Raw genomic sequence first — 11,267 nt, 5'->3', positions numbered from 1 at the left:
ATACTAAATATTATATTTATAAGATATTTAGGGGTTATAGGAGCTGCAATCTCGACTGCGATTTCATTTTGGGTATGTGGTGTTTTTATAGCATATAAGATTCCAGGTAGCTTCAAAGGTTTTTTAGATTTAATAGGGTTTTTTAGGAATGTAGTAAATGCTAAATAAAATATTACTTTGGCTTATAATTCCTTTTTCCATATTTTTAGCATTTGGAACTTTAGATCCTTTTTTTTCAAGTACAAGCTCAATACATACTGCTGATATTTTTCTTTTACTATTCATTATTGCTTTTATCTTTTTTAATATATCTGATTGCTTAAAATTCTTCTTCAAAGCAGATTTTAATATACTAATACTAATACTAATATTTTTTATTTTAGCTCAGGTTTTGAATGGTTATTCAGAGCTCATTAAGCCATTAGTTAATCTTAAATTTCTTTCATGTATTATTTTTTTTATGATATTAAGTGGTTTCTTTAGAAAAAAAAGAAAATACATGCATTATTCACTTCTGGCTTTTTCTTTAGGTTGCTTTTTATTTTCTATATATGTCCTATTTCTATATCCGAGTTCGTATAGTATAGTTAAAGGACAGCTTATTGTTTTGGATGAAAACCCTAATTCTACGAGTAGTAGATTAGTAATTTCTGTTGTATACATAATATATTTTATGGTTAATAATCCTTTAAGAATAAGTAATATTAGGTTTTTCTCTATTATTTTTATACCCACTTTAGTATATATGATTGTATTATCTGGATCTCGAGGATCTTTTATAGCAATGGTTTTAGGGGTATATTTAATATTTTTATTTTCTAATATTAGTAGAGGAAAGAAGATATTTTTCAGCTTTCTATCAGTAATTTTATCATTGGCTCTATTTCAGCGCATACTAAATTCGGAAGATTTAGGATCAAGATGGGAAAATGCTTTGGAAGGTGATACTGCTGGTCGAACGGATATATGGGAGACTGTAATCGATATTGCCTTACACAATCCCCTAGGAGTGGGAGAAACAGGCTATGTTGAGCAGATGAGCAAATTGTATGGATATTACATAGACACACATAATTTATTTTTATATGTCTTAGTATGTGGAGGTTTTATATCTTTCTTGCTATTTTGCTTCTTATGGCTCAATCTTTTTTTGAACTCAATTAAAGTAAACTACAATAGCAGAGATGTGTTGCCACTACTTATGCTTACCTTGATTTTCCTAATTGTTTTTAAGACAGGTGGCGCAATAACTTTTCTGCTTTATTGGTTTGTGTTTGCTATTGTTAATAGCTATCGAGGATCTATTAGTTATGAAAGATAAAGTTCTAATCCAAGCTTGGGGTGTTTATAAATACGATAATGCTTATTATATAGAATATTCGCATTCTATTTATCTCAGATCGATAGAAAAAAAATATAAAAAAATATATTTGGTTTCACCAACTAAGATTATTAATAAAGACCAAGTGAGTAAGTTATCAAAAATTGATACTAATATTATAAAGATATTTGAATTACCTCCATTTTCTAGTTATTCCAACGCATATAAAAATTTTTTTCACTATATTAAGTTATATAAAAAAATAAAAGACATAGTATTTGATAGTGTGTATACAAGATATCCTAGCCCTTTTGGATGGTTGCAAATGCTTTATTTTAAGGATAATAGAGTTGTACACTACGTTGGAGATCCTATAGATACCATACTAAAGAATGATGAATTGAGTTTAATTAAAAAGTCATCAAAAATATTATTTTTTATGCCAGAGTATTTTCTGTTTATTATTTCGAGCTTAAAAGCCGATAAAGTTTTTTCCAATGGTCATCACATAGCTAATAAGCTCTCTAAATTTGGTATTGATGTTGAGCCTCTCATTTCATCCACCTTGACAGATAGTGATTATTATGAAAACAAAAATTACATAAGTAGAAATCATAAAATAAAGCTAGTTTACGTTGGATATTTGAGAAAGGCTAAGGGTGTTAAAGTTCTATTACAGGCGTTAGAGATACTTAATACATTATATCCTGATTTATTTTCTCTCACTATAGTAGGAGAAGGAGAAGAAAGAAAAACCTTATCAGAAATAGCTAAAAAATCAGGCCTTGATGTTGTTTTTCTTGGTCATGTAGATGATAGAGAACATCTGAATAATATTTTAAGAGATCATCATATATTCTGCTTTGCTAGTATATCGGAGGGCTCTCCAAGAGTGGTCTTGGAGGCTATAGCAAATGGTTTGTTCGTTGTAACCACCCCTGTAGGCTCTTTACCTTATATCTTTAAAGATTATGAGGATATTTTGTTTTTTGATTTTAATGATGCTAAAGCGTTGGCAAATAGAGTAGTTGAATTATGCGAAGATGTAGAGCTGCAAAATAATATGAAAGAAAATTCTTTTAAGAAAGTTCAAGGCTTCAAAATAGATGAGTTTATAAGGAAGGCATTTAATGCATAGGTTATCAATAATTTACTCTTGGGGTGTGCGTCTATCAACTAGAGTGCTACCAGATGTACCACCTGTAATGCGCTTCAGAGGATTTTTATATTCGTTTATGATGAAGTCTTGTGGTAGTAACTTTCAAGTTTCTTCGACCTCATATATTAATTCATTAAATGGTATTTCCGTTGGAGACGATGTGTATTTTGCGCATAATGTAGTTGTTCTCGGAAAAGAAATCACTATTGAAAATGAAGTAATGATCGGACCAAATACAGTGGTTGTGAGTGGAAACCATAGCTTTTTGGGAAATTCATTCCGTTTTGGAAAATCTATTTCACAACCTATAGTGATAGAAGAAGGCTCATGGATATCAGCAAATTGCTCTATTCTAAGTGGAGCGGTCCTTCCTTGCCGTTCAATTCTTGCTGCTGGCTCTGTACTAAACAAAGCATTTTCAGAGGAAAAAAGCTTATATGGTGGCTCACCTGCAAAGTTTATTAAGAGATTGAAAGTATGAAAATTGCATATCTACATCAGTATTTCAACACTCCAAATATGGTCGGTGGTACACGTTCTTATGAAATGGCAAAGAGGCTAGTTGCTTCTGGTAATGAAGTACATGTCATTACAAGTTGGACGAAAGAAACGGTTGAAAAAACTTGGTATTACGAATGTATAGATGGTATCCATGTGCATTGGTATCCAAATGCATACAATAATAAAATGTCATTCAAAGATCGTCTTAAGGCATTTTATAAGTTCGCAGCTGCTGCTACTAAAAAAGCATATTCTATAAAAGATATAGATGTAATTTTTGCTACCAGTACACCTTTGACTATTGCCATACCCGGTGTCATTGCTTCTAAACTTAAAAGAAAACCTATGGTTTTTGAGGTTCGAGATTTATGGCCTGAGGTTCCTATAGCGATGGGAGTTCTCCACAAACCTTACCAGATTCATTTGGCAAAAATTTTAGAAAAATGGGCATATGATAATTCTGATCAGATTATTGCTTTATCGCCTGGAATGAAAGAAGGGGTGCTTGCTACAGGGTATCCTGCGAGTAACGTAACAGTAATTGCTAATAGTTCTGATAACAGTCTATTTGAAGTAGATGAATCAGAGTATTTAGAATTTCTTAGTAAGAATGCATGGTTACCTAAGGGAAACGTACTTATATATACCGGTACTTTTGGAATAGTGAATGGATTAAAAAAAGCAGTAGATATTGCAATAGAGTTAAAAAAAAGAAACTCTGATATTTCTATACTACTGATCGGTGATGGTATTGAGTATGATGAGGTATGCAAGTATGCAGAAGATAATGATGTATTGAATGAAAAGATATTCATTATTAAGCAAGTCCCTAAAAAAGAAATACCTTTTTACCTAAAGTACTCTGCAATTGCTTCTAGCTTTGCACTGGATATACCTGCTATTCGAGCTAACTCGGCAAACAAATTTTTTGATGCATTAGCTGCCTCAAAACCTATATTGATAAACTATGGTGGATGGCAGAAAGAGATTATTGAGAAGAATAAGTGTGGAATTGTCGGTTGGCAAAAAAGTGATCAGGAAATAGTTGATGAAATTGAAAGTCTATTGAATGATTATAAAAAGTATAATACAGCTTGCATCAATGCGAAAAAATTAGCCTTAAATGAGTTTTCAAGAGACAGCCTTGCTGAGAAATTACAACAAGTCTTAATAAATTCTTGTAAGAAATAGAGGTGTACTATGATAAAACGACTGTTTGATATTGCCGCAGCGTCCAGCGCGCTCGTGGTCTTAGCACCTGTCTATGCGGTGACCGCTTATAAAGTAAAAAAGAATCTAGGCTCGCCTGTCTTATTTCGTCAAGTTCGTCCTGGTTTGCATGGTAAGCCATTTGAGATGCTCAAGTTTCGCTCGATGAAAGATGCGACCGATGCTGACGGCAATGTGCTCCCTGATAGCGAGCGCTTGACCGATTTTGGTAAGCGTCTGCGTGACAGCAGCTTGGATGAGCTGCCTGAGCTTTGGAATGTGATTAAAGGCGATATGAGCTTGGTTGGCCCGCGTCCATTATTGATGGAATATCTGCCGCTATACAATGATGAGCAAAAACGCCGCCATCACGTGCGTCCTGGTATTACAGGCTATGCGCAGGTTAATGGGCGCAATGCGATTGGTTGGGATGAAAAGTTCGCGCTTGATGCATGGTATGTAGACAATCAATCGCTGTGGTTAGATATCAAAATTTTGGCTAAAACGGTTAAAAAAGTCGTCATTAAAGACGGTATCAGCGCTGAAGGTGAAGCAACGATGCCAAAGTTTACTGGCAGTATGGCAGCTGAGCCAAGCCATGCGTAAGGTATATGCGGTCTATGGCGCATCGGGCTGTGGTCGCAGCTTGATGCCTGTTGCCAAAATGACGGTGATGCGGGAAGAGCGCGCAGCAGATTTGATATTTATTGACGATGGTTTAGAGCATCCTGCTACAGTTAATGGCTATCCAGCGATGAACTATCAAGATTTCGTCGCCCTAAGCGCTGACAAGTCAGTACTGATAGCCATTGCCAATAGCCAAGTACGCGAGCGCATCGCCGCCAAACTTGCTGCTGATGCTATCGCGCCCTGGTCAGTACAAGCAGATAGCACCGTTATAATGGATGACGTGACTATAGCAGCAGGTGCAGCGCTCAGCCCGTTTGTGACTATTGGTGCAAATGTGCGTATTGGCAAATGCTTTCATGCCAATTTATACAGTTATGTCGAGCATGACTGCGTCATTGGCGACTATGTGACCTTTGCTCCGCGTGTCAGTTGTAACGGCAACATTCATATCCATGACCATGCCTATATCGGTGCAGGTGCCGTGATCAAACAAGGCACTCCTGACAAGCCCTTAGTCATCGGTGCGGGCGCAGTCATCGGCATGGGCGCTGTCGTCACCAAGAGCGTGCCTGCAGGTGCTGTCATGATAGGTAACCCCGCCAAACCGATGGCGCGCTAAGACCCGCTCAATTTTTTCTTAACCTATCGCCTTTATAGTTCCAACGTCTTATTTATTGAGGATATTATGCTAAATTCATTTTTTTCACCGTGGCCGAGCTTTACTCAAGAAGAGGCGGACAAGGTCAGCGCTGTTTTGTTGTCTAATAAAGTCAACTACTGGACAGGGCAAGAAGGGCGCGAATTTGAAAAAGAATTTGCAGCATGGGCAGATAGCCAATACGCGGTAGCCGTTGCTAATGGCACCCTAGCATTGGATGTGGCATTAAAAGCGCTGGATATCGGCGCGGGTGATGAAGTGATTGTCACGCCGCGCACTTTTATCGCCAGTATCTCTTGTGTGGTCAATGCAGGTGCGACGCCTGTATTTGCGGATGTGGATGCCGAGACTGGTAATATCTCGCCTGAGACCATCAAAGCCGTATTGACAGATAAGACCAAAGCCGTCATTTGTGTACATTTGGCTGGCTGGCCGTGCGATATGGACGGTATCATGGCATTGGCGGACGCGCATGATTTATACGTCATCGAAGACTGCGCGCAGGCACATGGCGCGACCTACAAAGGACGCAGTGTCGGCAGTATCGGTCACGTAGGCGCATGGAGCTTTTGCCAAGACAAAATTATGACCACAGGCGGTGAAGGCGGCATGGTCACCACCAACGATGAAAACTTGTGGCGCAAAATGTGGGCGTTTAAAGACCATGGCAAAAGCTACGCCGCTGTCTATGAAACCGAGCACCCACCTGGCTACCGCTGGCTGCATGAAAGCTTTGGTACCAACTGGCGCATGACTGAGATGCAATCGGCAATCGGGCGTATTCAGCTGGCGCGAATGAGCGATTGGACACAAAAGCGCACGCAAAACGCGCAGGCAATTTTGGATGTGTGTACACGCTGGGCAGAAAAAGGCTATTTGTCTGTACCCCGCCTAGAAGAGCGCACCGACTTTGCTGATGCCAAACACGCTTACTATAAGCTTTATATTTATGTAAAGCCTGAAAATCTCCCTGAAGGCTGGACACGAGATGCTATTATTGCAGAGATTAATGAGCAAGGCGTGCCGTGCTTTTCAGGCTCAGCATCTGAAGTGTACTTAGAAAAAGCTTTTGATGATACAGGTCTGCGTCCAGAAATTAGGTTGCCAATAGCCAAGCAGTTGGGTGAAACCAGTTTGATGTTTTTGGTGCATCCAACTTTGACAGAAGCAGAGATCACGCAAACTGTTCAGGCTTTAGACAAAGTCCTTGCCCGTATTGATACGGATGCAGACGCTAAATAAACGATGATCAATTAAGACTTATCTATTCTGGATAAGTACACTTTATAAAGAGTAGATAATTATGCCTAAACAAAGAAAGTACAAGCAGCTGAGTGTGTTAGTAGGGCTGGGTATGATATCCATGCTGGCCTCAGCACAGAATTTGTATATGAATGATATGAAGCTCAAGTCAGAGCTAGAATGGTTAAATGCGCAAGGCGTCACTCACATTAGTACCAGTACATGGCCTTTAACTGCTAATGAAATTACAAAAGCAATCACCACGGCTCAGGTGAGCACTGACGCACAGCAAAAAGTATTACAGTCAGTCCGTGCCACACTTGCTAAAAACCCCAACTCCTTGGTGAAGGCTGAAGTAGACGCTTATGTACAGACCGATCGTCAGCAGTTGCCGCAAACTTTTGCTGATGACCATTTAGCAGGGCAAGAGGTTTCAGCAGCGCTCAGTTTGAGTGAAGAGAATTGGGAGATGAAATTTCAAGCCAATCTAAAAAACGACAGTTTGCTCGAAGACAATAACGACTTAAGTTTTGAAGGCTCATATATTGCTGGCTCTGCTGCCAATCAATGGTTGATTGCCGGTCAGATCCCGACATGGTGGGGCCCTGGTACTGACGGCAGTTTGATTCGTGGCGATGCCAGTCGTCCTGTTGCAGGTATCACTATGCAACGTGATGAGCAAAAGGCACCAACATCGCCTTATCTTTCATGGGTTGGTCCCTGGCAGTATCAGTTATTTGCAGGTCAACTTGAAGATTATGATGCCGTACCAGATGCTAAGCTATTTGGTGCTCGCCTTACTGCGAGTCCATGGGAGTGGTTAGAAGTTGGTGCGTCTCGAACCTTTATGTGGGGCGGGGAAGGTCGTCCAGAGAGTTTTAGCTCCTTTGGTGATGCTGTTTTAGGCACTAAAGATAATGGTGACAATGGTGCGACGATTGGTGAAGATCCTGCTAACCAATTAGGTGGTTTTGATGCGCGTATGAATCTTGCGCCTTTGGTAAATATCCCAGCCACAGTATACGCGCAGTATGTGGGCGAAGATGAGGCGGGCGGGCTACCAGCGAAGAACATGTATCTTGCTGGTGCTGACTACGCTTCTGAAGTTTATGGAAAACCATATCAATTGTATACAGAATATGCAGACACACGTACTAGTGGTAAAGTCCGAGGCGTATCCTATGATCATGGTACATATACTGATGGGTACTACCAGCAAGGCTATCCACTCGGGCATTCTTTGGGCGGCGATGCAGAGAGCATATCAGTAGGTGGCAAGTTATGGCTAGATAGTCGAAACTTTGTCAATACAAAACTGCAATATGCCAAGGTTAATCAGTCAGGAGAGTTAGATCGTCGCACTGGAAAGTCTGATAACCAAGCATTTCCAACGAAGGATAAGCTGACCGCTATTGACATATCATGGGCGCATCAGTTGAACCCAAAAACTTTAGTGACATCTCGCTTATGGGGCGTAGACTCTGATACTCAGTCGAGTGATATTGGAGCAGGCGTTGGGCTAGAGTTTCAGACTTATTAATTTCATGCTATTTACTTAATAAACTGAGAGTGAGTAAAATAAATTCAACAGATAGATAAGCTTCTAACACTGTACTTTATGAACAAAAAAGCCGTTTATCAGTGATAGACGGTTTTTTTATAGAAATTTTATACATGTTTTCTACTTTGTAACCCATACAAATGATTAACCACACTGCCAAACTAAACCGAAAAAAATTTCAAAAGTAATTCGATGTAAAGGGCTGTTCAAGCATTAATAAATGACTAATGCTAAAGAGTTAAGGTTTTGTAGAATGAACTGGCGTTCTATAAGTTTCAGTTCATGCACATCTCAATTCAATCTAAAAGGTCAGTCGATTTCCTATATAATGTAAGCTGTTTCGTTATTGTTGATCCATTCAATTTAGGCTTTTTTCTTAGCAAAAAACGCTTCTTATCAGGTAAAACGGTGCTTTATGTTCAACGCTTCCTCGACTCGTTTAAATAAATACATCAGCGAAAGTGGTATTTGCTCTAGGCGAGACGCTGACCGCTTTATTGAACAAGGTAATGTATACATCAATGGCAAACGTGCGTCGGTAGGCGATCAAGTGGTCGCTGGTGATGCAGTAAAAGTTAATGGGCAGCTTATTGAGCCACGAGAGCCTGATGATTTTATTTTTATTGCATTAAATAAGCCAGTAGGCATTGTGAGTACTACAGAAAGCTCTGAGAAAAATAATATTGTCGATTTTGTGCGACATAGTTTGCGTATTTTTCCGATTGGACGTTTGGACAAAGATTCTCAAGGTTTGATCTTTTTGACTAATAATGGTGATTTGGTCAATAAGGTACTACGTGCTGGCAATAATCATGAGAAAGAGTATCTAGTTACAGTAAATAAGCCGTTAACTGATAGTGTTATCGAAGGTTTGGCGGGCGGTGTGCCGATGCTTGGCAAGATGACCAAAAAATGCCCAGTGACTAAAGTGGCGCCTAATGTCTTTAACATCACGCTCGTTCAAGGCTTGAACCGTCAAATTCGCCGTATGTGTGAGCACTTTGGCTACGAAGTCGTCAAGCTTGAACGTACGCGGATTATGAATGTGAGTCTCAAGGGGCTTCCCGTTGGTGACTGGCGAGACTTAACTCCAAAAGAGCTGTCTGTGTTACTTAAATCTGTAGAAGATTCCTCTTCGCAAGACAGTCACTCAAATAAGAAATCTCGCAATGCGCCACGAAAAAAACCTCGTACGGATGCGTCGTCAAAGTCAAAACCATCTACAAAATCAGCAGGTGCAGCAAAGGGGCGTAACAAATACGCCAAGGATGATGCTAGAAAACCAGCAGGTTCTAAAAGTAGGGATGGACGTCCTACTGGTCGTGGTAAGCCGTCAGGCAATAATGGTAAATCTGGAGGCAATGGTAAACCTACTACCAATGGCAGGCGTCCTTCAAAAGGACGAGGCTCTTCACGGTAATAATTTTTCACAATGTGACGGCTATATTTATTTCTGAAATAGCAGTAAGCTAAATAACTTTAGTCTTAACGAGAGCATATTATGTTTAAAATAAAAGTAGAGCGCATTGTCAAAAAACCGATTGATGAGGTATTTGAAGCACTGAGTGACCATGCCAGTTATGGCTCATTTAAAGCGGTGGGAGTGGCTAAGTTGGTGAATGAAGGTGACGAGGAGCGCAATGGTGTCGGGGCTTTACGTAGCATTAAAACGGGACCCGTTAAGTTCTGGGAACGGATTACAGCGTTTGAGCGTCCTACTCATATGCAATACCAAATCGAAAAGTCTAAACCTATCAAAATGCAACATGATAAAGGCATCATTGATTTAAAAGACTTGGGCGATGGCACCACACACGTGACTTGGGTATCTGAGGGTAGATTGATTGTACCACTGCCATTAGTCGGTCGCCTATTTGACCGTCAAATGCAGAAACAAGGAACCATAGGGTTTAGTAGCATACTCAAATCCATAGAAAGCCTCTAATCTAGCGGCAATGTTGGGTTTTTTGATATCATTCTCTGGTGGTGGCTTGTTTTATTTGAGCCATCACTGTCAGTTTTAATTCGTTTTATTCTTAGCAGCTTCAATCTCGTTAAAACGCGCTAATTGCTCTGGCGTTGCTTTCTGTTGATATTTCTCTTTCCACTCGGCATAAGGCATCCCATAAACAAGCTCGCGCGCATCCTCGTATTCGATTTCAATACCACGCTCTTCACCAGCCGCTTTATACCATTTAGATAAGCAATTACGACAAAAGTCGGCAAGGTTCATTAGCTCAATATTTTGTACATCTTTGCGCTCGTCTAAATGAGTCAGTAAACGACGAAATGCTGCAGCTTCTAACTCGATGTTTGATTCTAATTTTGCCATAATATTTTCCTAGTTATAATTGAGTCATTTCAAAACTGAAATGATACTAACGATATAAATATTTCGCAATCTGTGTCATTAATTAGAATGCACTGTAGTGATAATCAACTCTAATAGTACTATAACTTTAATAGTTGAAAAGAAATTTCAGTTTTAGAAAGTGGTCACGTTTTGGTCGCGGTGCTAATCTTTAAGCTTTTGATATATTAGATAAGCTTAGAAATTGCACTGAATAGCTGATACTGAAAATCGCTACAATCCCTGAAAATAAGACAAAAAAAATCCTCACTTCTTATTTAAGAAGTGAGGATTTTAGTGCTTTTCAAGCCATATTTGGAGCGGGAAAAGAGATTCGAACTCTCGACCCCAACCTTGGCAAGGTTATGCTCTACCACTGAGCTATTCCCGCTAATTATCAATTAACTATCGTCAGTTGATGAAGGCGTATTATACGCAGTTTTTTTTAGGTGTCAACACCTATGACGAAAAAAATTAAAGTTATTAAAATAGGCATGTCTTCTGGCCATGGATATATGTTATAACGGTTTATTATAATATGTATTCCAAAAGCTTTGTAGTACATAAATAAGCTGGGACGCACTTTATAATTTAACCTCAATCACATTTACAATTATCAATACTTACAAAGATAAG

Annotated in this window: 11 protein-coding genes and 1 tRNA gene; 10 read left to right on the top strand and 2 right to left on the bottom strand. The window is 39.3% G+C overall.

The annotated features are described in order from the left end of the window. The first annotated feature begins 157 nt into the window (after positions 1 to 157). The 10 genes from JMX07_RS10830 to JMX07_RS10785 all read left to right on the top strand — a co-directional run bounded on the left by JMX07_RS10830 (position 158) and on the right by JMX07_RS10785 (position 10,226). Positions 158 to 1,321, top strand: coding sequence for an O-antigen ligase family protein (locus JMX07_RS10830; RefSeq protein ID WP_201607908.1), 1,164 nt, complete (start codon positions 158 to 160; stop codon positions 1,319 to 1,321). Beyond that, the gene (locus JMX07_RS10825) at positions 1,311 to 2,459 is read left to right on the top strand and encodes a glycosyltransferase family 4 protein (RefSeq protein WP_201607907.1); all 1,149 of its coding nucleotides are present in this window, start codon (positions 1,311 to 1,313) and stop codon (positions 2,457 to 2,459) included. The genes JMX07_RS10830 and JMX07_RS10825 overlap by 11 nt, the downstream gene beginning before the upstream one ends. Continuing rightward, complete coding sequence (locus tag JMX07_RS10820; protein ID WP_201607906.1) at positions 2,452 to 2,961, top strand: acyltransferase; 510 nt, start codon at positions 2,452 to 2,454, stop codon at positions 2,959 to 2,961. The genes JMX07_RS10825 and JMX07_RS10820 overlap by 8 nt, the downstream gene beginning before the upstream one ends. After that, positions 2,958 to 4,172 (top strand): glycosyltransferase family 4 protein, encoded by a 1,215-nt coding sequence (locus tag JMX07_RS10815; protein ID WP_201607905.1) that lies wholly within the window; start codon positions 2,958 to 2,960, stop codon positions 4,170 to 4,172. Before JMX07_RS10820 ends, JMX07_RS10815 begins: the two co-directional genes overlap by 4 nt. A gap of 9 nt (positions 4,173 to 4,181) precedes the next feature. Then, positions 4,182 to 4,796: a sugar transferase gene (locus JMX07_RS10810; RefSeq protein WP_201607904.1), complete on the top strand. Its 615-nt coding sequence runs from the start codon at positions 4,182 to 4,184 to the stop codon at positions 4,794 to 4,796. Next, complete coding sequence (locus tag JMX07_RS10805; RefSeq protein ID WP_201607903.1) at positions 4,789 to 5,439, top strand: NeuD/PglB/VioB family sugar acetyltransferase; 651 nt, start codon at positions 4,789 to 4,791, stop codon at positions 5,437 to 5,439. Before JMX07_RS10810 ends, JMX07_RS10805 begins: the two co-directional genes overlap by 8 nt. A gap of 66 nt (positions 5,440 to 5,505) precedes the next feature. Further along, entirely contained in the window at positions 5,506 to 6,720 is a 1,215-nt protein-coding gene (locus JMX07_RS10800; RefSeq protein ID WP_201607899.1) for a DegT/DnrJ/EryC1/StrS family aminotransferase, read from the top strand. A 61-nt stretch (positions 6,721 to 6,781) separates the two neighbouring features. Then, positions 6,782 to 8,260, top strand: a complete 1,479-nt coding sequence (locus JMX07_RS10795) for a capsule assembly Wzi family protein (RefSeq protein ID WP_201607898.1) — start codon at positions 6,782 to 6,784, stop codon at positions 8,258 to 8,260. A 436-nt stretch (positions 8,261 to 8,696) separates the two neighbouring features. Continuing rightward, on the top strand, positions 8,697 to 9,701 hold the full coding sequence (gene rluF / locus JMX07_RS10790; protein ID WP_201607896.1) for a 23S rRNA pseudouridine(2604) synthase RluF: 1,005 nt from the start codon (positions 8,697 to 8,699) through the stop codon (positions 9,699 to 9,701). Between the two features lie 81 nt (positions 9,702 to 9,782). After that, entirely contained in the window at positions 9,783 to 10,226 is a 444-nt protein-coding gene (locus JMX07_RS10785) for an SRPBCC family protein (protein ID WP_201607893.1), read from the top strand. A 75-nt stretch (positions 10,227 to 10,301) separates the two neighbouring features. Here the strand turns inward: JMX07_RS10785 and JMX07_RS10780 are convergent, their stop codons facing one another. Together JMX07_RS10780 and JMX07_RS10775 are read right to left on the bottom strand one after the other, a co-directional pair. Beyond that, complete coding sequence (locus JMX07_RS10780) at positions 10,302 to 10,613, bottom strand: DUF1244 domain-containing protein (protein WP_201607891.1); 312 nt, start codon at positions 10,611 to 10,613, stop codon at positions 10,302 to 10,304. Between the two features lie 334 nt (positions 10,614 to 10,947). After that, a tRNA-Gly gene (locus tag JMX07_RS10775) sits at positions 10,948 to 11,022 on the bottom strand. Positions 11,023 to 11,267: the final 245 nt, after the last annotated feature.

Origin of the sequence: Psychrobacter immobilis (assembly GCF_904846235.1) — a bacterium.
Classification (GTDB): Bacteria; Pseudomonadota; Gammaproteobacteria; order Pseudomonadales; family Moraxellaceae; genus Psychrobacter; species Psychrobacter immobilis_C.
This window is presented reverse-complemented; position numbering and strand designations above follow the sequence as displayed.

What these genes read in the sequence shown, in the direction of transcription:
- JMX07_RS10785 (WP_201607893.1), top strand. Translation starts at nt 9,783, where the DNA reads ATGTTTAAAATAAAAGTAGAGCGCATTGTCAAAAAACCGATTGATGAG.
- JMX07_RS10820 (WP_201607906.1), top strand. Translation starts at nt 2,452, where the DNA reads ATGCATAGGTTATCAATAATTTACTCTTGGGGTGTGCGTCTATCAACT.
- JMX07_RS10805 (WP_201607903.1), top strand. Translation starts at nt 4,789, where the DNA reads ATGCGTAAGGTATATGCGGTCTATGGCGCATCGGGCTGTGGTCGCAGC.
- JMX07_RS10830 (WP_201607908.1), top strand. Translation starts at nt 158, where the DNA reads ATGCTAAATAAAATATTACTTTGGCTTATAATTCCTTTTTCCATATTT.
- JMX07_RS10780 (WP_201607891.1), bottom strand. Translation starts at nt 10,613, where the DNA reads ATGGCAAAATTAGAATCAAACATCGAGTTAGAAGCTGCAGCATTTCGT.
- JMX07_RS10800 (WP_201607899.1), top strand. Translation starts at nt 5,506, where the DNA reads ATGCTAAATTCATTTTTTTCACCGTGGCCGAGCTTTACTCAAGAAGAG.
- JMX07_RS10795 (WP_201607898.1), top strand. Translation starts at nt 6,782, where the DNA reads ATGCCTAAACAAAGAAAGTACAAGCAGCTGAGTGTGTTAGTAGGGCTG.
- rluF (WP_201607896.1), top strand. Translation starts at nt 8,697, where the DNA reads ATGTTCAACGCTTCCTCGACTCGTTTAAATAAATACATCAGCGAAAGT.
- JMX07_RS10825 (WP_201607907.1), top strand. Translation starts at nt 1,311, where the DNA reads ATGAAAGATAAAGTTCTAATCCAAGCTTGGGGTGTTTATAAATACGAT.
- JMX07_RS10815 (WP_201607905.1), top strand. Translation starts at nt 2,958, where the DNA reads ATGAAAATTGCATATCTACATCAGTATTTCAACACTCCAAATATGGTC.
- JMX07_RS10810 (WP_201607904.1), top strand. Translation starts at nt 4,182, where the DNA reads ATGATAAAACGACTGTTTGATATTGCCGCAGCGTCCAGCGCGCTCGTG.